The sequence below is a fragment of the Brevibacillus sp. NPDC003359 genome, assembly GCF_042878995.1.
GTDB lineage: Bacteria > Bacillota > Bacilli > Brevibacillales > Brevibacillaceae > Brevibacillus.
This window is the reverse complement of record NZ_JBIAOR010000001.1, coordinates 1,801,314-1,823,433: the sequence shown is the minus strand read 5'-3', so window position 1 is coordinate 1,823,433 and position 22,120 is coordinate 1,801,314. Positions and strand designations below refer to the sequence as shown.

Annotated in this window: 23 protein-coding genes and 1 riboswitch; of the genes, 17 read left to right on the top strand and 6 right to left on the bottom strand. The window is 47.5% G+C overall.

The genetic code is table 11. From position 1 onward, the window contains the following. The first annotated feature begins 25 nt into the window (after positions 1–25). The 7 genes from ACFYU8_RS08555 to ACFYU8_RS08525 all read left to right on the top strand — a co-directional run bounded on the left by ACFYU8_RS08555 (position 26) and on the right by ACFYU8_RS08525 (position 7,293). Positions 26–331 (top strand): FmdB family zinc ribbon protein, encoded by a 306-nt coding sequence (locus ACFYU8_RS08555; protein WP_390294009.1) that lies wholly within the window; start codon positions 26–28, stop codon positions 329–331. Between the two features lie 320 nt (positions 332–651). After that, complete coding sequence (locus ACFYU8_RS08550) at positions 652–2,271, top strand: AraC family transcriptional regulator (RefSeq protein WP_390294011.1); 1,620 nt, start codon at positions 652–654, stop codon at positions 2,269–2,271. A gap of 32 nt (positions 2,272–2,303) precedes the next feature. Beyond that, complete coding sequence (locus ACFYU8_RS08545) at positions 2,304–2,897, top strand: nitroreductase family protein (RefSeq protein ID WP_390294013.1); 594 nt, start codon at positions 2,304–2,306, stop codon at positions 2,895–2,897. Further along, positions 2,872–3,909 (top strand): FecCD family ABC transporter permease, encoded by a 1,038-nt coding sequence (locus ACFYU8_RS08540; protein WP_390294015.1) that lies wholly within the window; start codon positions 2,872–2,874, stop codon positions 3,907–3,909. The genes ACFYU8_RS08545 and ACFYU8_RS08540 overlap by 26 nt, the downstream gene beginning before the upstream one ends. Next, entirely contained in the window at positions 3,909–4,934 is a 1,026-nt protein-coding gene (locus ACFYU8_RS08535) for a FecCD family ABC transporter permease (RefSeq protein WP_390294017.1), read from the top strand. The genes ACFYU8_RS08540 and ACFYU8_RS08535 overlap by 1 nt, the downstream gene beginning before the upstream one ends. Before the next feature lie 43 nt (positions 4,935–4,977). Then, positions 4,978–5,973 (top strand): ABC transporter substrate-binding protein, encoded by a 996-nt coding sequence (locus ACFYU8_RS08530; protein ID WP_390294019.1) that lies wholly within the window; start codon positions 4,978–4,980, stop codon positions 5,971–5,973. Between the two features lie 717 nt (positions 5,974–6,690). Then, positions 6,691–7,293 (top strand): PepSY domain-containing protein, encoded by a 603-nt coding sequence (locus ACFYU8_RS08525; RefSeq protein ID WP_390294021.1) that lies wholly within the window; start codon positions 6,691–6,693, stop codon positions 7,291–7,293. A gap of 59 nt (positions 7,294–7,352) precedes the next feature. Here ACFYU8_RS08525 and ACFYU8_RS08520 read toward each other — a convergent pair whose 3' ends face one another. Then, positions 7,353–7,703: a metallophosphoesterase family protein gene (locus tag ACFYU8_RS08520; RefSeq protein ID WP_390294023.1), complete on the bottom strand. Its 351-nt coding sequence runs from the start codon at positions 7,701–7,703 to the stop codon at positions 7,353–7,355. Positions 7,704–7,846: 143 nt separating this feature from the next. On the opposite strand from ACFYU8_RS08520, the gene ACFYU8_RS08515 reads away from it, so the two are divergent. Next, positions 7,847–8,779, top strand: coding sequence for a manganese-dependent inorganic pyrophosphatase (locus tag ACFYU8_RS08515; protein WP_390297171.1), 933 nt, complete (start codon positions 7,847–7,849; stop codon positions 8,777–8,779). 64 nt (positions 8,780–8,843) lie between these two features. Here ACFYU8_RS08515 and ACFYU8_RS08510 read toward each other — a convergent pair whose 3' ends face one another. Next, positions 8,844–9,002: a hypothetical protein gene (locus ACFYU8_RS08510; RefSeq protein ID WP_390294025.1), complete on the bottom strand. Its 159-nt coding sequence runs from the start codon at positions 9,000–9,002 to the stop codon at positions 8,844–8,846. A 135-nt stretch (positions 9,003–9,137) separates the two neighbouring features. On the opposite strand from ACFYU8_RS08510, the gene ACFYU8_RS08505 reads away from it, so the two are divergent. Next, a complete protein-coding gene (locus ACFYU8_RS08505; RefSeq protein ID WP_390294027.1) occupies positions 9,138–9,896 on the top strand; it encodes a MerR family transcriptional regulator in 759 nt (252 codons plus the stop codon). 54 nt (positions 9,897–9,950) lie between these two features. Here the strand turns inward: ACFYU8_RS08505 and ACFYU8_RS08500 are convergent, their stop codons facing one another. Continuing rightward, a complete protein-coding gene (locus tag ACFYU8_RS08500; RefSeq protein ID WP_390294029.1) occupies positions 9,951–10,529 on the bottom strand; it encodes a pyridoxamine 5'-phosphate oxidase family protein in 579 nt (192 codons plus the stop codon). A 165-nt stretch (positions 10,530–10,694) separates the two neighbouring features. On the opposite strand from ACFYU8_RS08500, the gene ACFYU8_RS08495 reads away from it, so the two are divergent. From ACFYU8_RS08495 to ACFYU8_RS08465, 7 genes are all read left to right on the top strand, one after another. Beyond that, positions 10,695–11,642, top strand: a complete 948-nt coding sequence (locus ACFYU8_RS08495) for an MBL fold metallo-hydrolase (protein ID WP_390294031.1) — start codon at positions 10,695–10,697, stop codon at positions 11,640–11,642. Positions 11,643–11,779: 137 nt separating this feature from the next. Then, a riboswitch (cobalamin riboswitch) is annotated at positions 11,780–11,928 on the top strand. Between the two features lie 156 nt (positions 11,929–12,084). Next, positions 12,085–13,062 (top strand): ABC transporter substrate-binding protein, encoded by a 978-nt coding sequence (locus tag ACFYU8_RS08490; RefSeq protein WP_390294033.1) that lies wholly within the window; start codon positions 12,085–12,087, stop codon positions 13,060–13,062. Position 13,063: 1 nt separating this feature from the next. Then, positions 13,064–14,101, top strand: a complete 1,038-nt coding sequence (locus ACFYU8_RS08485) for a FecCD family ABC transporter permease (protein WP_390294035.1) — start codon at positions 13,064–13,066, stop codon at positions 14,099–14,101. A gap of 9 nt (positions 14,102–14,110) precedes the next feature. After that, positions 14,111–14,887 carry an ABC transporter ATP-binding protein gene (locus ACFYU8_RS08480; RefSeq protein ID WP_390294037.1) on the top strand — a complete coding sequence of 259 codons (777 nt, stop codon included), beginning with the start codon at positions 14,111–14,113 and terminating at the stop codon, positions 14,885–14,887. Positions 14,888–14,913: 26 nt separating this feature from the next. Beyond that, positions 14,914–15,480, top strand: a complete 567-nt coding sequence (cobU, locus tag ACFYU8_RS08475; RefSeq protein WP_390294039.1) for a bifunctional adenosylcobinamide kinase/adenosylcobinamide-phosphate guanylyltransferase — start codon at positions 14,914–14,916, stop codon at positions 15,478–15,480. 278 nt (positions 15,481–15,758) lie between these two features. After that, positions 15,759–16,415: a YitT family protein gene (locus ACFYU8_RS08470; protein ID WP_390294041.1), complete on the top strand. Its 657-nt coding sequence runs from the start codon at positions 15,759–15,761 to the stop codon at positions 16,413–16,415. 171 nt (positions 16,416–16,586) lie between these two features. Then, positions 16,587–17,063, top strand: coding sequence for a hypothetical protein (locus ACFYU8_RS08465; protein WP_390294043.1), 477 nt, complete (start codon positions 16,587–16,589; stop codon positions 17,061–17,063). On the opposite strand, the gene ACFYU8_RS08460 is transcribed toward ACFYU8_RS08465, so the two are convergent. From ACFYU8_RS08460 to ACFYU8_RS08450, 3 genes are all read right to left on the bottom strand, one after another. Beyond that, entirely contained in the window at positions 17,048–18,154 is a 1,107-nt protein-coding gene (locus ACFYU8_RS08460) for an N-acetylmuramoyl-L-alanine amidase family protein (RefSeq protein WP_390297175.1), read from the bottom strand. The genes ACFYU8_RS08465 and ACFYU8_RS08460 overlap by 16 nt on opposite strands. 102 nt (positions 18,155–18,256) lie before the next feature. Then, entirely contained in the window at positions 18,257–19,066 is an 810-nt protein-coding gene (locus tag ACFYU8_RS08455) for a WYL domain-containing protein (RefSeq protein ID WP_390294045.1), read from the bottom strand. Then, the gene (locus ACFYU8_RS08450) at positions 19,053–20,348 is read right to left on the bottom strand and encodes a helix-turn-helix transcriptional regulator (protein ID WP_390294047.1); all 1,296 of its coding nucleotides are present in this window, start codon (positions 20,346–20,348) and stop codon (positions 19,053–19,055) included. The genes ACFYU8_RS08455 and ACFYU8_RS08450 overlap by 14 nt, the downstream gene beginning before the upstream one ends. Positions 20,349–20,531: 183 nt before the next feature. Here ACFYU8_RS08450 and ACFYU8_RS08445 point away from each other — a divergent pair, with 183 nt between their 5' ends. Further along, on the top strand, positions 20,532–21,968 hold the full coding sequence (locus ACFYU8_RS08445) for an RtcB family protein (RefSeq protein WP_390297178.1): 1,437 nt from the start codon (positions 20,532–20,534) through the stop codon (positions 21,966–21,968). Positions 21,969–22,120 lie beyond the last annotated feature (152 nt).

The following is a 22,120-nucleotide window of genomic DNA, read 5'->3' as shown; positions in this document are numbered from 1 at the left end:
ACCGCGAAAGAGGGAGCCAAAAACGATGCCGAGATACGATTACATGTGTGAGGAATGTGGTCCATTTGTACAGTGGCTGAAAATGAGCGAGCTTACAGAGAGCGTTGCTTGCCCCGATTGCCAGCAACCATCAAAGCGTTTGTATGCAGCACCAGGATTGATCATGACACCGCAAGCGCTGCGCCAACGTATCGAGCGTGGTGTGGAACCGAAAATCGTCAGAAAACAATCTCATTCACACGAGGGAGCAGGGTGCAGCCATGGTAGTCACTCGCATGGTAGTCATTCCCACAGCAGCGGGGGCAAGCGACCTTGGATGGTCGGACACTAAACGGATTGATCAAAAGGGTGTTCATTCAGTCACCATCTGTCTGAATAAACGCCCCTTTGCTATTACCGCAGATATCCTCCGTGGAAAACGACGGTATCCGCCACGTCCGCAGGCATTACAGGACTGTCGATGAGACCATGAGCGAGATATGTAAATAGCTTAAGTGGAAAGAGAAAACGCCGAGTGGTCATCTTGATGATCGTAAGGCGTTTTTTGCTTTTTCTCACTCAGGTGCGATTGCAGTTTTGCCGAGGCTCTCGTACAATTGGTGAGAATTGTTATCAATAGTTTGTTACATCATGATTCAAGAGGAGTCATTTATGAGAAAAACAGACAAATATAGTGATCCGAATGTCATCACTTTAAATGATGTGCAAGTTATGTCCATTTCAAAAGAATGGAAGCTTGCAGAAGCGAGAGATAGAAGCGAACAAATAATCATTTTGGTAATAGAGGGCAGGGCGTCGTTTCGGTTGGATAAGACAGGAGGGATGCTTAACCAGGGAGATTTCTTGGTCATATCTCCAGAGGATATGCAGGAAGGGGTCGCCCTTTTACCCATAACGGAGAGCATCTATGTTTGTTATGTGGCGCTTTTTGCTGCTCACGCCAGAAGAGAAAGGGATGGCTGGCTCATAAACGAAGTGATGCTACCGATCCAGGGGAAGCACCATATCGAAGCAATCTCCTTGATTCACCATCACATCGAACAATTGCAGCTGGCATGGCGAAAAGATCATTTCGATCAGGCAACCATGCAAATTCTTTTTCTGAAGCTATGGCAAGGTATTATGGCTGGAATCACGCTGCAAGAGAAAAAAACAGATCGTCAGCAACTTCTTCAAGGGATCGCTGAGCATATGGAGCAGCATTGTGAAGAGACTTTTCAAATTGAGGAGATGGCTCGCTACTCAGGAATGACGCCGACCCTTTTCTATCAGCAGTTTAAGGAGTACACCTCCCTCACTCCCTTGCAATTCATCAATCGGAAACGAATGGAGAAGGCCTGTCAGCTTCTGGTGGCGGAGGACGTGATGATTCCTGAGGTAGCTAGTGAAGTGGGCTATCGGGATGTGTACTATTTCAGTCGGATGTTTAAAAAGATCGTTGGCGTTCCCCCTTATCGCTTCAAGAAATCGTTACATAAGAAAATCGCCGTTCTCCATCCAGCAATCATCGGTGATCTGCTCGCATTGGGGGTTTCGATCCAACATCTGATCCCCGTATGGGAAAAGCATCGGCAAAAGAGGCCGTACTCCCAGATGGAAGCTGCTACGCTGGAATTTGACTTGTACCGTCTGCGCCAGATGGAGCCGGATTTGATTGTCGGTACAGATCAGGTTGCACCCTGGCTTGAACAATTGGAAGCCATTGCACCGACACAGCTCATTCCTTTCAAAACAACGACCTGGCGCGATCATTTGCAGCAAGTCGCTACCATGCTGGGAATTGCAGAAGTGGCGACGAGTTGGCTCTATTATTATGATCTGAAAGCAGTTGCAGCCCGCGAGCGTATCCGCAAAAAAATTGGGAATGAAACCGTTATGGCAGTGAGGGCTTGGGATGGTGGAGCCCGTATCTTTGGTGCGAGAAGGCGGAAAATTTCCGATATTTTATACGGTGACCTACAGGTGAGACCGCCAGTGGGAACAGATCATTTTGCCTTTCTGGATATCGCGAGCCTGGATGAGCTTCATGATTTTCAGGCTGATCATATTCTACTTTTCGACGAACGGAAAATTCGAACGGATGTACGCAAGCATCGATTAAAAGGAAATGTACATCGAGCTGGGGTATATCCTTGGCTGCATTATTCCGCACTCGGCCATGAGCAGGCGATTTCAGAGGCGCTCACGCATTTTGCAGAGTCACAGGAATGTACAAAAAAGGAATCAGGTTCTTCAATTTTCTTGCGTCCACAAGTTTGTGATAATGATTGAGAATGAGTATCACTATTGTTGGAGGGAACGAGATGAAGTCACCATTGTATCCGGTTGCCCAAGCGATCCGTGACCGCAGAACCATAAAGAAATTCAAGCCAAACCCGATTCCACTGGAATTGATTCGCGAGTTGCTGGATGTAGCCGTCTGGGCGCCTAATCACGGACTGCGAGAGCCTTGGCGATTCGTTCTGTATATGGAGGAAGGCAAGCGCATTGTCGTCGATGCCATTCTTCAAAACGCCATGAAAAAAAGAGATCCTGAATTACTCTTACGCGTTCCGGCGTATCTATTCGTTATCGTCAACGAAGACTCTCGGCAAAGAGAACGGGAAGAGGACTATGCGGCAGCCTGCACTTTGATTCAAAACTTTCAGCTAGCGGCGTGGGAGCGGGGATTGGGTGTCGTTTGGAAAACGGAACCGTTCACGTATCAAGCAGGATTTTTGCAAGCGGTAGGGGTACGTGCGGAGGAAAAACTCGTAGGAATGCTTCAGCTTGGCTTTCCGGAGGTCATCCCGGAAGCACGAGCGAGAACGGCTGCAAATGACAAGCTGACCGTGATTGATTCGAACGTTGCTCTGGAGGATAAGAAGGGAAATGTCACTGTCACAGCCGATCGCTAAAAATGCTTCGCTTCGAACCAGGCCGTGGATGGCGACCGTGTTGATTGTTGCGGGGATTTGCGCCATCCTATTCGGGCTAGGTTCATCCATTATCACGGGAGTGGCTAACATCTCGTTTGCCACTGTTTGGAACTCGATTTTTCACTATGATTCTAGCAACGAGCATCATGTCATTATTCAAACACTGCGGATGCCGCGTGCCTTGGCAGGAGTGCTGGTGGGAGCTGCTTTTGCTGCAGCGGGAGCCATCATGCAAGGAGTCACGAGAAATCCGATTGCGGATACGGGCTTGATGGGCATTAATGCAGGGGCTGGATTCGTGCTCGTACTCGTTTTTGCTTTTGCACCAGGACTCCCTTTTGAGTCTATTATTCTCTTTTCTTTTATTGGAGCGGGTCTGGGGGTAGGGCTTGTTTATGGACTGGCCTATTTTTCCAAAAACGGTTTGACTCCCTTGCGACTCGCGTTGGCGGGAGCAGTCGTCAGCTCACTCATATCAGGGATTAGTCAGGCGATTTCCCTCTTGTTTCAGATCAATTATGATCTGGCTTTCTGGTCAGCAGGGGGGATCTCTACAGCAGAGTGGTTTCAGGTATCCGTCATGATGCCGTGGATTGTGGGAGGAATCATTGTGGCAATGATTCTTTCGCGCTCCATTACCATTTTGAGTCTGGGAGAAGAGATAGCAGCGGGACTCGGACAAAAGACCAGGCTGGTGAAGGGTTTGGCGGCGGTTGTCGTCATGGTGCTGGCAGGTGCTTCGGTCTCAACGGTTGGCGGTGTTGGGTTTGTCGGTCTCGTCGTCCCACATATCGTCCGTTTTCTGGTCGGGGTTGATTACCGCTGGATTATTCCTTGCTCGGCAGTCATGGGTGGCGTTTTGGTTGTTTTTGCAGACATTGGAGCCAAAATGATAGCGATGCCCTACGAGACACCGCTTGGCGCCATTATCGCTGTCATCGGAGTCCCTTTCTTCTTGTACCTGGCACGTAAGGAAAGGAGGGAGTGGTAGTGGACATCGATCTATTTTCCGAAAAAAGAAAAAGCCGTAGTGTCCGACTGATCCTCCTTTTCGCGGTACTTTTGCTTGTCGGTTTTGTCCTGAGCTTGAATACGGGACCGTACAGCATTGGGCCCTTCGAGGTGTTGCAGACGTTGCTGGGGGAGGGCTCGAAAAAGCAGAATCTCGTGCTGTTTGAGCTGCGGCTTCCTCGGATGGTGATTGCGGTCATGATTGGGGCTGGGCTTGCTGTATCGGGAGCGATTCTGCAAGGAATCTCTCGCAATGGTCTGTCTGACCCCGGCATTCTTGGAATCAGTTCAGGTGCTGGACTGGCCGTATTGTTGTTCGTCTCTCTATATCCCGCGACGAATATGGCCCCGCCTTTTTTGATGCCGTTTCTCGCACTCATTGGTGCTACTGCCACTGCAGCCATCATCTATCTGCTTGCATACAAGAAGGGGCATGGCATATCTCCTACTCGTCTCCTGCTTACAGGGATTGCAGTTGGGGCGGGGCTTAGTGCCATCAGCATTATTTTGACGCTTCAGTTGAATCCACGAAACCTCGAGTTTGTCGTTACTTGGCAAATGGGATCGTTGTGGGGTTCCAATTGGAAGTTCGTGCTGGCACTTTTGCCGTGGATGGTGATCCTGCTGCCGTACGTGTATCGGAAGGCAAGTGTGCTGAACCTGCTCAGTATGAACGTACAAATTGCAGCAAGCCTGGGCGTATCTCTTCAACGGGAGCGACTGGCTTTGATGGCGGGAGCGGTTGGTCTGGCTGCGTCGAGTGTAGCGACAGGCGGAGGGATAGGGTTTATCGGCTTGCTTGGCCCGCATATCGCGCGCAGATTGGTCGGACCCCAGCATCAATACATGCTGCCCATTACGGCGCTCGTCGGTTCCTTGCTCGTATTGGCCGGGGATACGATAGGGCGAAGTATCATGCCAGCTACAGAAGTACCCGCTGGTATTGTCATTTCCCTCATTGGGGGGCCTTATTTTCTGTATTTGTTGATCCGGACAAAAGGGTAAGACACGTTTGAAATCAGGAGATGAAAAAAGGAGTTCAATCGATATGAAAAAGAAATTATCAAGCATTCTGTCCGTAATCTTAGCCACAGCCGTCGTAGCGGGATGCGGAGCAGGACAGGCGACTATAGACACAAACGCTAACAATAAAACGCAAACAGTTGAGGCAGGAGCATCACAACCCGATACAAAAGGGGAGCCTGTGTATCCTCGAACCATCAAGCATACGATGGGGGAAGTCACACTAGAGAAAAAGCCGGATCGCGTCGCCTCTGTCGATATCATGGGAACGGATTACCTCCTCGTGCTGGATTTTGCTCCGATTGTATCAGAAGGCTTTGAGTCGACGAAAAGTAAGTCACCCATTTTTGCGAAGTATGCGGAAGGGAAAACGGTGAAGGATCTGGGTGGAAAAACGAATTTGGAGACCTTGTTGGAGATGGACCCAGAGGTTATTGTCATGACAAGCACCGGAAAAGGCTCCAGATTTGAGGAATTCAACAAAATGGCTGATTCCATCGTCATTGATTTCTCAGTGGATGCACCCACCCGCCTCATGAAAATAGCTGAAGTGATTGGCAAAGAAGAAAAGGCAAGGCAAGTTTTGGCCGATTTTGATAAGCTGAAGAACGAAGCAAAAGCAGCAGCAGACAAGCATAAAGGAGAAACAGCGCTATTCCTCGTTTCCAATGGGAAGGATTTTACGGTGATGCATCCCAAAAACTTCCCGATTTACTATGAGGAAGTGGGGCTGACACCGATAGCAGGATTACCCGAGGATGGCACGATTGGGGGGCGTATCGGAATCGAGGCGTTGAGTGAGCTCGCTCCCGATCATATCTTTATTGCTGAGAACCGTCGTTCGGCGAAAGCAGAGGAGCCGGAAGGATTGATTCATATCTGGAAGGATCATCCTGTCTGGAAAAACCTCAAAGCAGTGAAAAACAACCATGTTTACACAATGGATACACTCGCGGGCGATACGTTCTTCCTGGGAGAAATAGCTGGATTGGAAGCCATTAAGAACAATCTCGGAAAATAGAAAATATTATTTCCATACAAGTGCCTTTTGCTCCAGTGCTTTTGCAAGTGCTTCCTTCCATTTTTCGCATCTTGCTGTCACTCCTTTTTCCATGAATGGTTTATCGTAAACAGATAAGAAGCACTCTACTAGATTAGTAGAGTGCTTCTGTTTATTTCCGATTGTCTGATTCCGAATAGGAATAGGAGATAGCTTGTGCTGCTTGTGCAGTCAATTGGATACGTGCTGGGTTTTTCACTTCCAAGGTCATAACGGACATGACGACCGTTTGCATGGTTACGAGGAAATAGATTCAAAAAAAGATGTTTTTCAAAAGTGGTGCGTCCACGGAAAAATCGTTTCTCCTTCTCATTTAAGAAAAAATAGAAAGTAGTTAGAAACGATATGTATTACACTGCCATTCACGCTCTCTTTCGTATGTCATCGAGTCGGCTGTTGTCCTCTCGATTGCTTTTATTATACGGAAAAAAGCGGAAAGCACGCAAAAGCGCGGATGTTTCATTTGCGTCGATTTACAGCCGGAATGGATTGTTTTTGCCAGTAGAAAACACGCGCTCTTTTCGTTAATCGTGCTGGCTCACTGGCAATCATGAAATCTGTGAGAGGTCTTATCTATTTTCTCATCAATTTCTAATCTCTCTCTTTTTTTTCCTTCATCTGCCCTTTTTATGATAAAGGAGATCAAACAACACCAGTTGAAAAAAGGAGCGAGATCATATGAAAAAAGTAGTCATGACCATGGTAGGAGCACTGATTGTAGGGAGCCTTAGCGTAACAGCCTTTGCGCATAGCAATCAGTACAACAGCAACAGCGGACAGCAAAAGAACACTTCTAGCGTGTACCTGCAAATCGACGATGATGTGAAACACAACTGGGCGAAGCTTGTGCGCATCACGCCTGAAAAAGCACTGAAAAAAGTTCGGGATGTACAGTCTGGTATCATTACCGAATGGAAGCTGGATGAAGAGGACGGTTTCCTCGTATACAAAGCAGAGATCAAAAATAAGCATCAAGAGTTTGATGTGTACGTCGATGCGATGACTGGCGAAGTGTGGCAAACAGTTGACCACGATGACGACGACGATCATGACGACGACAACGACGATCAGTGGAAAAACCAACAAGTGAAAATCAGTGTAGAGCAAGCGAAAAAAATCGCTTTGGCGAAAGTGAACGGCAACATCAAATCCATTAAGCTGGATGAAGACGATAACCAATACGTGTATGAAGTGGAAGTGAAAACGGCGAAAGGACAGGAAGTAGATTTGGAGATTTCCGCTACGACAGGTGCTGTACTGGATGTAGACTGGGACGATTAATCGAAATAGCTATATTTTTCAACCGACCCTTTACTATGTAGAGAGTCGGTTTTTTTGTGCTATGGCCTCCAAAAATTCCATCGCTTCTTGAGCGGTAGGGATCTTTCTGACATTCTCCTCTGCAAACTGCTGCGCTTTCGGATAGTTTGTAGATGCACAGAATCAGACATTTCCAAGTGCTGAACCTCACCGTCAAATGTGAGGAGTACTTCACGATCGCCATTACCACGGATGAATTGCACAGGTGTATCCAATTGGAAAAGCATTTCAAGTGTTTGGACGGGCATCGGACCTGAGATCATATCACCCCCGATGAGAATCAGATCAGGCTTCACGACTTCGAGTTCTGCCAATGTAGCATGTAGTGCAGGCAGATTCCCGTGAATGTCATACAATGCTGCTACTCTCATTTCACTTCGCCTCCCATTTATATCCAAATAATCTTCAAGTCCTTATTTCCAACGATCGAGTTTAAACCTATAATGTATCTTGGGCATGTCCTCTAACCTATGGTATAATTTTGACGCCAAATCACGATTAAGGAGTATGGATGATGGAAAAAAAACTAATCTTCGGTCATAAAAATCCAGACACGGATTCCATTTGTTCAGCACTTGTGTACGCTGACTTGAAAACGAAATTGGGCGCGAATGTAGAGCCTGTACGCCTCGGTGTAATCAGCAGCGAAACAGCATTTGTGTTGAATTACTTCCAAGTAAAAGAGCCGCGCCTCGTAGAAACAGTGGCGAATGAAGTAAATGAAGTCATCCTTGTAGACCACAACGAGCGCCAACAAAGCGCGAATGACATTGAGCAAGTGCAAGTGGTAGAAGTTATTGACCATCACCGAATTGCAAACTTTGAGACGAGCAATCCTCTTTACTTCCGTGCCGAGCCGGTTGGATGCACGACAACCATTTTGAAGAAAATGTACAAAGAAAACGGCGTAGATATTCCAAAAGAAATAGCGGGCTTGATGCTTTCTGCTATCATCTCGGATACGTTGCTGTTGAAATCTCCAACGTGCACGGAGCAAGATGTAGCTGCAGCTCACGAGCTGGCTGAAATCGCGGGTGTCAATCTGGAAGCATACGGTTTGGAAATGCTCAAAGCGGGGGCAGACCTGAGCGACAAAACAATCGCACAACTGCTCACACTGGATGCAAAAGAGTTCCAAATGGGCAATGCGAAAGTAGAAATCGCGCAAGTAAATGCAGTTGATGTCAATGATGTACTTGCACGCCAAAGCGAATTGGAAGCGGCTATGCATGCAAACATCGCAGAAAAAGGTTTGGACCTGTTCGTGTTTGTCGTAACCGATATCTTGAACAACGACTCTGTTGCCATCGCACTCGGCAGCGCAACACAAGCAGTAGAAAAAGCGTACCAAGTAACATTGGTGGACAACAAAGCCGTTCTGAAGGGCGTTGTCTCCCGTAAGAAGCAAATCGTACCGATATTGACTGATACATTCCAAGCGCTGTAAGAAATAAGAATGGCTGCCCGTGCACAAGTTGCGGGCAGCCTTTTTCTATGTTTACATTCCTTGGCTAGGGTTGGTTGTGCATCTGGAACAAGGTTTGCTGGTTATAAGCATCGTCACTGTAGTGGGTGATGGCATGTTTATCTCTCGCTTTGAGACTAAGCAGACCTGTTAATCCCCATCCGGCACCGAGTACGGCTACAATGAAGCCGAAGACATAGAGCATCTTAAGTCCCCCCTTGTATGGCTTTCTCTATATTTTAGCAAATTATGAAAATAGAGTAACGCTAATTTTTGTGAAAATGTGTTTGACATTGACGCTCCGTAAATGTGTACGATCAATTTGTCAGGAGGAATGAACATGGAATATACGGTGCAAAAGCTAGGACTCCTGGCGAGTGTCAGCACCCGGACGCTCCGATATTACGATGAAATTGATCTTCTCAAGCCGGCGAGAATCAATTCGTCAGGGTATCGCATTTACGGACAGCAAGAGGTTGATCGATTGCAGCAAATCCTTTTCTACCGCGAGCTGGGTGTGAGCTTGGAGGAGATCAAGGAGATCCTGGATTCACCAACCTTTGATGCTGACCGGGCACTGCTGGAGCACCGTGAGAAGCTCCTGGATAGGCGAACGCAATTGGATGCGTTAATCGCCAATGTCGATTTGACATTAGCACAAAGAGAGGGGACCAAAACGATGAGTGACAAGCAAAAATTTGAAGGCTTCAAGCAAAAATTGATTGACGACAACGAGGCTCAGTACGGAGAAGAGATTCGCGCAAAATATGGAAGTGACCAGGTTGACAAATCCAATCGTAAAATGAAAGGAATGACCGAGCAGGAGTACGCTGCACTTGAGCAGTTGAATGAAGAACTGCATGAGACGTTGGCACAGGCTTTTGCGACGGGAGATCCTGCACATGAGCTTGCCCAAAAAGCAGCTGATCTTCACCGTCAATGGCTCAGTTTTTATTGGGACAGCTACAGCAAAGAAGCTCACGCAGGTGTTGCCGAGATGTACGTCGATGACCCGCGTTTTACCGCTTACTATGACAAGGAACAGCCAGGTGTAGCTGCGTTTCTCCGCGATGCAGTGGTCATTTATACCAGCAAGTAAAGAGGTTTCAATCAAAAGAAGCTGCGAGCAAGGCAGCTTCTTTGCGTTGTACGTTTAGTTATCTCCTTCTGCTACGGGAAAAAGCTTTTGTCCCAAAGGTGTTGGCAATCCATCCATGCTTATTACGTTGTTTTCTTGTTGATAGGCAAGCAGTTCCTGCTCGTCTTTCGCCAGGGTCCATTTCTGAAGGGTTTCGCGTTCTTTTGAAAAGGAGTAGAAGGGGATTGCCCAGCCGCAAGAAGTCTTTACTTCCTGGATGTTTACAGTAATGATTTGACGAGCACCGGGCAGAAGCGGGAAGTCTTTTACGAGCTCATCCCACCGAGGAGTATCTGGGAGAATAACTGATCCTTTGCCGTATAGGCGCATGATGAGAGGGGGGCCTTCAAATGCACAGAACATGAGTGTAATCCTCCCATTTTCCTGAAGATGAGCACTGGTTTCGTTTCCGCTTCCAGTCAGGTCCAAATAGGCGACCTCTGTAGGCGATACTATGCGCAAAGAATCGTAGCCTTTCGGTGAAAGATTCACGTGACCATCTGCGTCCAAAGGAGCTGAGGCGACAAAGTACATCCTTTGCTTCTTGATAAACGCCTCATGCTCAGGTCGTAATTCAGAAAAAAGCTGACCCATTTGCACCCCTCCAGGTAATGGAATTGTTTTTGTTGCCCTCATATTACGATAAAAATATGAAGATTTTGTGTTGTTCATCCCCAATCCGTCCAAAATAGATGGTAAAGTGTAAATATTCCTGCAATATAATGGCAACTCGGACTTTTGAAAAGGAGGAGTATTTACATGCAAGCAACACAGCCAATCTATTTAGGGGAACGCATCCATTTAATAGACGGTTTCGATATGGGCTGGGCGGAACGTACGGGGACATATGTGATCGCGGAAGACGAGCTCACATTGGTAGAAACAGGGCCAAGCCCCTCCGTTCCTTATATCAAGGCCGGTCTCGCCAAGCTCGGTTATACGACGGAACAAGTAAAATACATCATCGTGACGCACATTCACTTGGATCATGCGGGAGGAGCCGGACTGTTTCTGAAGGATTGCCCGAATGCAAAGGTCGTTGTCCATCCAAAAGGTGCACGACATCTCGTAGATCCGAGTCGACTGATTACAGGGGCGAGAGCCGTTTATCATGATGATTTTGATCGTTTGTTTGATCCGATTGAGGCTGTTCCCAAAGATCGGATTTTGATTCGCGGGGATGGAGATACACTAAAGATCGGAGAGAATTGCGTGTTGGAGTTTCTGGATTCGCCAGGTCACGCCAATCATCACTTCAGCATCTATGATCCAGTAAGCCGTGGCATGTTCACAGGTGATACGGCAGGCGTTCTCTATCCACAGCTTAAAAAGGATGGCATACACCTCGTGCTACCATCGACTTCCCCGAATCAGTTTGACCCGGAGGCCGTGTTAGCTTCTCTAAGACGTTATGAAGCTCGCAAGCTGAGTCGCATTTACTTTGGTCATTTTGGGATGTCAGAGCAGGTAGATGACGCGTACCGCCAATTACATGAGTGGCTCCCCGTGTTTGTAGCGGAAGGAAAGTCAGCGCTTGCTGCTGGACAAACATACGATGAGCTGTCTCATAAGTTATTTGAACGAGTCGCTGATCATCTACAGTCACAAGGCATCAACAGTGATCACGATGTTTTCGAAGTGCTCAAGCTCGATTTGCAAGTATGCTCCATGGGCATTCTAGATTATTTGCAGAAACGAGGGAAATAAGCGTTACAATTGCCTGAACCTTTTGTTCAGGCGTTTTTCATTTTTAGGAAGCAAGATGGCGTTCACAGAGTGTTTGTCATTCTTTTTTCATCCAAGGAGTGCTATGATGTAGGATGAGTCATGGACTGTAACAATTTCAAACGTAACAGCAAACAGGTGCCTCGTCTTTATACCAGAAGACCGGGTGAAAAGGGAAGTCGGTGAAAATCCGACGCGGTCCCGCCACTGTAAAGCGGTTTATTCCTCAGCCGTAAGCCAGGAGACCTGCCTGTTTGTTTTAGTGCCTGTTGCCTTCGCGGAAAGGATCGGCCTATTTCAGGAAGCAGACCATTAAGTCTGTTTGCCCTGAAGTGCCGACCCTTTGATTTCCGAACGGAAGCAAGGGTCGATTTTTTTATGGGAAATGACAGTCAATCAGACATGCAGAAAGGAAGTTTACTATATGAAACGTTCATTGCGATTCATGATCCCACTATTGGTTGCAGCGAGTCTCGCAGGTTGTGCGGGTAACAGTCAACCGGCACCAGGTGGGCAAACAAGCGCACCGCAAGAGAACGCGGCCGTGCAGCCTGCCAAACAAACAACGTATCCATTGACCGTCACGGATGCGACAGGAAAAGAAGTGACCTTTGCAAAAGCCCCTGAGCGAATCGTCTCGACATCACCTGCCGAGACAGAGATTTTGTTCGCCTTAGGCTTGGCAGAACGGATCGTAGCGGTTTCAGATTATGACGATTATCCAGATGCGGCGAAGGCGAAACCAAAAATTGGCGGAGTCGTCAAACCGAATGAAGAAGCCATTCTCGCTCAGACTCCAGATATGGTCATCGGCGGGATTTCGATGGAGAAGCCAGTCGCAGACAAACTAAAATCTCTCGGAATGCCTGTCTATATTACCCATCCGACAAAGATGGATGACATCCTGAACAACATTTTGGCGATGGGAGTTATTACCAACAAGCAAGAACAAGCCGAAAAAGTCGTGGCGCAAATGAAGAAAGACATCGCGTACGTTCAAGAAGCAGTGAAAAATGTAAAACCGGAAGAGAAGAAAAAGGTATACTTGGAATTTTCCCCAGGCTGGACAGTCGGTAAAGGCGAGTTCATGGATGAGCTCATCACACTGGCTGGAGCGACAAACATTGCGTCTGACACCGAGGGCTGGAATCCGATCAGTGAGGAAAAGATTTTGCAAAACGACCCAGACGTCATTTTGTACGCGAGCGGCATTACCGATGAAAAGACTGGCGTCAAGCTGGAGGATATGATCGCGAATCGCAATGGCTGGGATAAGATGAAGGCGATCCGTGAGAAACAAATCTTTGGCATGGACCAAAATATTCTTTCCCGTCCTGGTCCGCGTATTACACAAGGCTTGATCGAAGTTGCCAAGGCGATTTACCCTGACTTGGTGAAATAAAATGAAGAAGAGATTGTTCGTATGGGGAGGAGTAAGCTGTCTCGTCCTTCTGGCATCGATAGTCATCAGTATCTCGATGGGAGCGGCACACCTACCCATTTCGCAAGTATGGCTCATCCTGCTCCATCAGATCCCGGGTTTGTCTGAGTGGATCACAGTAACGTGGCCGGAGTCTTCTGAGCAAATTGTTATGAAGGTTCGTTTTCCACGCGTTGTATTGGCTGTCTTGATTGGTGCCTGCTTGTCACTTGCGGGAGCGGGCTTTCAGGGAGTTTTGCGCAATCCACTAGCAGATCCTTTTACGATGGGCGTGGCATCGGGTTCTGCTGTCGGGGCAGCCTTCTTGATCCTTTTTGGCTTGCAAATCACCTTTTTGGGTGCATGGAGCACGCCTGTCGTCGCTTTTCTTACCGGACTGCTCAGTTTATGGATCGTACTGGGCCTCGCGAACACGCAAGGAAAGCTACAAACGGAGACCTTAATTTTGTCTGGTGTAGTGGTGCAGGCTTTTCTTGGCTCGCTCGTTTCCTTTATGGTGTCGCTATCCGATCAGACCGTGAATGAGATTGTATTCTGGCTTATGGGGAGTCTGTCATTTCGCGGTTGGGCCTTCACGTATGTTTTGATTCCGTACTTGGTCATAGGGGGAACGGTGCTCGTGAGCTATGCGCGCTCCTTGAACCTATTTGCTTTGGGGGAGCGGCAGGCTGCGCATCTCGGCGTCCATGTTGATCGAACGAAGCTGGTGGTTCTGGTTGTCTCGACCCTCCTGACTGCAGCGGCGGTTTCTATCGCGGGAATTATCGGGTTCGTTGGTCTGGTGGTACCGCATCTCGTCCGATTGCTGGTTGGTCCTGACTACCGTATTTTACTGCCGATGGCTGCGATCTGCGGCGGTATTTATGTGCTGTGGGCCGACACACTTGCCAGAATGCTGCTGAGTCCAACGGAAATCCCGCTCGGTGTCGTAACAGCATTTCTGGGAGCCCCGTTTTTCGCCTATTTATTGAAGCAAAATAAACGCTTTAGGAAGAGGTAACGTAAGCTTATGATCAATGTGCGCAACTTGCAAAAATCGTATCAGGATGCGCCTGTTTTGCACGGAATCGATTTTTGCGTGGACAAGGGAGAATTTTTTGGCATCATCGGGCCCAATGGAAGCGGTAAATCCACCTTGCTAAAAATCATTTCAGGTGTCATCAAGGCAGATGCAGGAGGCATTTTGCTTCAAGAGAAAAAGCTTCATTCATATCCACGCAAAGAGCTTGCCAAAATACTGGCTGTTTTGGAGCAAGAAGGACTGCCGCCAGTCGGCTTTCGTGTCCGAGAGGTGTTGGAGATGGGGCGCTTTCCTTACCAAAATTGGTTGGGGGAAGAGAAGCAGGATGTCGCATCGCTCATTGATGAAATCGTACAGATGCTCGGTCTTGAACATTTGGAAGATCGCATACTGGATCAGTTGAGTGGTGGGGAAAAGCAGCGTGTAGCTTTGGGAAAAGCATTGATCCAAAGACCTCAGGTGCTGTTGCTCGATGAACCCACGACTTACCTCGATATCGGCTATCAGATTCAACTCATGGACATCGTGCGAAAATGGCAAAAGACGACGCAGGTGACGGTCATTGCTGTGCTGCACGATCTGAATCTAGCCTCCCTATACTGCGATCGTATTTTGATGCTTCATAAAGGAAAGCAGATGAGTGTCGGCACACCAAAAGACATCTTGCAAAGTGACAGAATAGAGGCGGTATACGGAACCAGACCGATCGTCATGGAGCATCCTGTTCACCATTTGCCGCAAATTATTTTGCAATCGCAAGTTTGAACTCGCACGAATAAGGAGATAGGAGCATGATCGTACTCATTACAGGCGGAGCACGCAGCGGTAAAAGTACATTTGCCGAAAAATACGCGGCTCACTTGGGCTCCTCGGGTGTTTACATCGCGACCGCACAAATCAGTGATGAGGAGATGGAAGAGCGGATCTTGCACCACCGAGACCGCCGTTTGCAGTCTGGCTTCTCTTGGGAAACGATCGAGGAGCCGTACGCATTGACAGAATGGCTCGCGAAGCTGGGAGCTCAAAAGGAAATACAAGATCAACAGACAGTGATTTTGGTTGATTGCTTGATCCTTTGGTTGTCCAATTGGCTGCTGCATGATGGAGAGGAGCTGCCGTTTGAGCAAGTGCTCCGGCAGGTTGATGTGCTGGTAAACAAGCTAAAAGACTACTCAGGGACCGTTTTATTGGTGACAAACGAAGTAGGCGACGGTCTCGTCCCACAACACCCGTTGGGCCGTATGTTCCGTGACTTGGCGGGCTTAATGAATCAACGCGTGGCAGCTGTTTCTGATCAAGTTTTTCTTGTCACAGCAGGGATTCCGGTGGAGATAAAAGGACAAGCTTTCCGATTTTAACTCGGTGAAAAGACGGTTTCGAGTCGTCTTTTCACCTTTTTTATGATATAATACAAGAAAAGCCATGGAAGGGATCAGGATACCATGCGTCCCCATAGGACGATCTGGAAACGTTTTGACCTCTCCTACATCTAGCTTCGTAGTAGTCGATCGTCACTGAAGACGACTAATCTACTACGAAAGCGAGGCCATTTGTATGAGTAGCGACTTATACTTTCGAAGTTCCTCGGTAGTTGGTTGGTTGTCTGTGCCTAAACCGACAAAAATGCGAGGAAACCATGATGAGGAGAGCGCTGCAGTTATCTAAGCGTTACAGTATGATTTTGTTTGGAGCTTGTTTACTTGCTTTTGCGTATTATCACATTAACTTTCAGAACCATTTGTCTGAAGGTGGGTTTGTTGGCTTGGGGTTATTGGCGAAATACGCCTTTGACTTATCCCCAGCGATGGTGATGCTTTTGCTAGATATTCCACTGTTTTTGGTTGCTTGGTTAGTAAGAGGCCGCCAGTTCATTTGGGATACGATCTTTGCATCACTTGCTTTTACCGGGTTTTACGATTTGTTTGAACGATTTTCACCGATTGTCATGGATATGAGCAGAATGATGCCGCTGGCGTCTGTCTTGTCCGGTGTATTGACCGGGCTGGGTACCGGATTGGTTCTGCGCTATGGAGCTGCGACAGGTGGAGACGATATTTTCTCCCTGTTGATCAGTAAGTACACGGGATTGTCCATTGGTACGGTCTTTCTTTTACTGGACGTTATTGTGCTTTGCATGTCGTTCTGGTTCGTACCGATGAAAGAGATGATGTATACCATTTTGGCCGTTGTCATTTCCAGCCAAGTCATTACCTGGACCGTATATCATGGTGCAGGAATGGAGGTCATGGAAGAGGAGCACGGGCATGGAAACGTCTCGATGACCCACCGGTAATGAGTAAATATTTAGTTGAAAAACATGCCTATACAAAAGCAAGCAAAAGGCCAAGTCGGTTTTCATGTCGACTTGGCCTTTTGAACGTTTATGACCGTTTTTGTACATAATATCCTGCTTTCCTAGTGGATACTAACCAACACAGAAGATTATCGGAGGAAAGGACCTGCCATGAGCGATCCGTTTTTTAGCAACTACAAAGCATTTGTCGTCATACCAGCGGATGAGAAGCAAATCGGACCGGAGCCTTTTGAACCGAAGGATTACGCCAGCCATTTCATCCTGACGTTTTCGTTGTACGATGCGGTTATTACCGCCTGGAGGGAAGCGACAAAGTATAAAGTGCAGGCAAAAAAGAGTCTGGCGAATGTGATCGATGGTTTCAACGTCAAACGACGAGGTACAGCCCGGCTGCATTTGTTGGAAATGGAAGAAGACCAGGCGTATTTCGTCCTGGCCTTGTTGTTGAAAATTCAAAAAGACAATGAGAAAGCGGTCATGGAGACGATCACCAATCTGCTGGAGAAAGATTTCGCCACCGATTTGCTGATCGGGGAGACTTGGTATCAGATCATTGGTGCCAAAGGAAAATTCGAGCGGAAGCTGTTTTCCTACAGTGTCCAGCCCTATGATTATCGACCGAAATAATCAGCGAGAGCTTCCGTAATCGCCTGCGCAGCTTTATCCTGATAGGAAGCTGTACGGACGATGTCTTCATCCTTTGGATTCGATAGGAAGCCAAGCTCAATTAATACGGACGGATCGTCGTTTTCTCGCAGGACATGATAATTGCCGAATGAAATGCCGTTGCTTCTTAAACCGATGCCGCCTGCCAAGCGAGACTCAATCGCTCGAGCTAACGGCTCATCTTTGTCTTGCGAATAATAAAACGTCAGGGTACCGCTATTTGGCTTCAGAGAAGAATTGTAATGGATGCTGATGAAGGCATCTGCCGCCTTGGATTCGCTAAAAGCGACACGCTGCGATAGCGAAGGCTTTTCTGTGTCACTTGTCCGCGTCATGAAGACTTGCGCACCCCGTTGTCGCAGTTTGCTGGCGAGCAGCATGGATGTTTTGTAATTCAACGTTTTTTCCATGCTATTCCACTTCGTTCCCTGCGTCCCGACATCTGAACCGCCATGTCCTGGATCGATGACGATGACTTTTCCTTTTAAGCCTGGCGCTTTGGAGCTTTTGGACACCGGAGCGTTGACCTTGGCATCGCCAATATACGTCGCAGACACCCAGCCTGTTTGTCCGTTGGAAGCTCTCGCTTGGATCCAATCGCCTTGCTTTTTCAAAATGTCTACACGGGTTCCTTTGGGCAGCGAAAGGATAATTTCATGGCTGAGGCTTGGCCCTTTTCGCATTCGAAGCGAATCGGCCAGAACCGTACCTTGTTTGCTTTTGACAGCGGTTGCTGTGGCTGGTGAAGAAGCTGAACCCGTACTCGTTACCGCTCCTTTTTGCAAGTAATACCCCGCGACCCAACCTACCTTTTGATTGTATCTAATTTTTGCCCAACCGTATGCTTCATCCGTAATCGTCACGACGGCTCCGTACGGCACGGTAGTGACAACGGAAGCATTGGGAGCTGGTTCACTGCGAACGTTCAGAGAGGTTGCGACCACTTTTGCCTGGATGACACTTGCTGCTTGCGCCGGCTCTGTAAGAAACGGCCATGACAAACTAAGCCATAGCCCACATATGAGAGACGCTTTTTTACATGTTGTTTTCATCATTTCTACCTCTGACTTGGATTAGCTATTATCTCACCTGAACTATCATAAGGGAAATGTAGGAAATCGAATAGGGTATGATTTCCTGATTTTTTGGGACAATCAAAGTGGAGGTTCTGTGTATCTTGCCAAGGCGTTCGTTGCTGACTCTGCCATTCGCTGTTTGAGTTGATCGTTTTCTATTACTTTTACCCGCAGGCCGAGAAAACGAATGCGCGATAAAATAAACTCCTGCTCGTCGGATAGAAAATGCAGGGTGATCGTATACACCTGTAATTCGGGGTCAAAAGCGACCACTTTGTCAAAGCAGGAAAAGGCGTACAATATGCGCTGTAGCTCTGCGTTGTAACGGCGGATGATCACAATTTTTGCCATCTGCTTGCGCTGGTGGATCTGTTCCGAAATGGTCGGTAAAAAACTGTCATACCATACATCTTCTATGTAAAGCTCATCGACGGAGCGAATGAGATGCAGCAGAGTCGTGATCACGCGATTGGAAGACATGTTCAGCCAGATCAGGTACCAAGCCTTCTTGGCAAGTGAATATTCCAGCTTGTAGGGAACCCCTCGCTGATTGTGAAAAACCCGGCCTTTATTCGTGGCTGCGGTTATTTTTATGTGATTTTTGCCAAGAATGATTCGCCGCAGAGTGCGCACGTGTGGGCTCCAGAGTTGTTTGGCCTGCGTTTGCGCTTTTTCTATGAAACGTTCTTGTTCGGTCAACTCACTTTCTGGCATGTGTGTCAAACGGCGAAGCTTATCGAGTGTCGCGGGCTCGAAGATTTCTGCCGCAGACGGATTCGCCAGCATCAAGGCGAGCCACGCTTTTTCGTGTGATGTTATCGGATAAACACCCGCTTCATCCATACGTGTCACTAACTGATAATTATGTATCTTATCAAACAGATTCATAGTAGGCGAGTAGCTCCTCCCATTCTTTTTGGAATTGCTTGCGAAGAAACAGAGGTTCAAGGACTTCGACGCTTGAACCGAAGCTGCGAATCCACGGTGTAATTTCCATCGTGCTGTTCACTTTGATCTCATAGACAAAGCTCTCCCGTGATTCCTCTGTCACAATCCCCCATTGCCCTTGTGCCTCCACTCGCTCTTGGATAAAGGAATGAGGCGTGTCGCGAGGCTGGAAAAAGCGAAGGCGTACGGTTACGAGTTTTCCGGTATCAATCAGCCAGCTGTGGGCAATGCGCTCATCCGCACTTGCTTGCAAGGAAGAGAAGATGTCCGGTGTGACCGATCTGCCTGTTATTAGCTTGGTCATTCCTTCCACACGGTATTTGCGCAGCGGGCCATTTCCGCATCCTTGTGCCAGCAAGTACCATCTACCGTATTGATGATCAAAAATAACCCGGAGCGGAATCACTTTCTGATGTCGCCCCGATGTATCCCGTTGGAAAGCCGGATTCGTATTTTGGGAATCGTAAAACTTTCGGCGTTTGGGCGTGTAGTAGTGAAATTCAACGATGTTTCGCTGACGAATGGCTTCGGTGAGAAGCGAAGCTTGATATTCATCGAGAATACGTGAGACGAAATGATATTTGTATAAAAACGCAGATGCATCGGTTCGCTTCAAGCGAAATTTGAGATAACGCTTCACTTTTTCTTGCAGAAGATAACCTGGGACGGCCGGCAGTTGTGTATTGGCCATGAAGTCGATGAAATCATACAGATCCAATAGCTCGTCGTCTGTCAGCGAGTCCAGCAGCTCACCGTCGAATTGATAGACATACGGCCTGACCGTACTAACGTTTTTAATCACGCCAATTTCTTCGAGGTATTTCATGTCCTGGCGAATTGTTTTTTCATCGGGCTCTGTATCCACAAACGTATCCAGCAAGTCTTTAATGGAGAGCGGTTGCTGTCTGAGCTTTTCCAAGATGTGCGACAGTCGCTCTACTTCCGAGTCCTTCAATGATTTTGCATGGTATAAAAACATCAAGAAATTGTCCGTCACCTCAAAATAGTTGTAACGAAGCTGTGCGTAATACTCTTTTTTCTCCTCATCGCCTACATGCTGGTAAAAGGTCGATTGGATGTCTTTTAGCTTTCTTATCGTTTTATCTAGGGTATGAACGGAGATCCCAAGCCGCTCGGCCAATTGCTGACGATTGTATGCACCAGCGGTTAAAAACAGGAGACGGAGCAATTGCAGCTCTTTGTCAAAGCTTTCGCGTGCCATTACACTCATCCTTATTCATTCGTCATTTATTTCCAAATTAGTCCTCATATTACGAAGAGGCGGAAGAGAAGTCAATGATAAAAAGAGGTTCGTAATACTTTTACCATGTTCAAAACTGATGCGCCGATGGAAAATAAGGGTAAGAAAAACAGCACAGGCTGTGAAAGACAGGAGAAATGGATGATGAAAGCAATTTTGCATGGAAACAACCATCGTGAAGTGAAGCTAGAGCATGGAAATGTGCACGTTTTTGCGAATGACGAAGTCTTTGCGAGCTTCGGTGAACGCGTATATCAAATGGCAGACAATAATCTGCGTATTCCGCGAAATGTTTATTTTTCGTATACCCCCGATGCGCATGTCGGCGTCGGGACCTGCATTGGGACGACAGCGGTTTGGAATTTTGCCGATGGATTTGTCTCGCCTTCCATCGTCGGATCAGACATTGGATGTGGAATGCGTGTGCATCTGACTCCCTTGCATCGAGACGACCTTAAAGACAAGAGACTAAAACGTGCATTGATCGAAGCGATCGAAGCGTACGTCCCGACAAACGAACGGGGAAACACGCATTTTACAGATATTCGCTTGGAAGATGTGGTGAAGCATGGCTTGAAAGGACTGCCTGGCAACTACATTCCGGACACAGAAGTAGCACCTGACACACTAAGTCGTTCTTTCTCGCATGTGGAAAAGTACACATTTGAATTCGACCATTCTTTCCTTGAGCAAATCCCACAAAAATCTTGGAGTCGTGCGTGGGGCCAACTGGGAACTTTGGGGGGCGGTAACCACTTTATTGAAATCCAGTATCTCGAGATCGCGGAGGAGAACCGGGAGATTGCGAAAGCGTGGGGACTTTTCGACGGCCAGGTCGTCATCATGATTCATTCCGGCTCACGGGCGTGGGGGGCAATGCTAGGGCGTGATTATACCAAAAGCTACAAGGAAGCCATGTACAAGTGGGGGATCACGAATCCCGAGCCGAGCTTGGTATATGCCCCGATCCAAAGCGAGGAAGGGCAACAGTATTTGAATTTGATGTACTCCGCTCTGAACTTTGCGGTAACGAATCGGCATATGATCGGATTTTCAGTGGAGAAGGCGTTTCAGGATGTATTCGGAAGTGAGATGCGTACGCCAGTCTTGTATGATTTGATGCATAATTACGCCTTGAAAGAATTCCACCGCAACACACCGATGCTCGTCCACCGAAAAGGAGCGACGAAGGCGTTGCCGGCAGGTCATTTCCAAAATCCGAAGGCTTACCGTGAAACGGGACATCCAGCTTTGATCCCAGGCTCTATGGGAACATCGTCCTATATCATGGTCGGATCGGATGCCGGAGCCAAAAACTTTTATTCGATCTGCCATGGTGCAGGACGTGCCCGTTCTCGCAAGGCAACCAAGGAACTAGTGACCATCGATCAATTCGAACAGGCAATGCGTGTGGGACAGGAAGATGAGATCATGGTGAATCACCGTTCGCTCGCTTCCATCCTTGATGAGTGCCCGCAAGCCTATAAAGATGTAGATCAAATCATCGATTCAGTTGTGGGAGCAAATCTTGCATCTGTCGTCGCAAAATGTAATCCTCTAATTGCCATAAAAGGAGTATAATGAAGAGTGGCTTCCTGAAAAATTTTGGGGGGAGCCACCTTTTGTGATTTAACTTACACTAAATAATAGAAGTTAAATTGTGAACAAATTGCATGAGAAGTTTCAAAAAATAGGTTCGAATGTAACATAAATTGCTTGGCTTCCTCAACCGA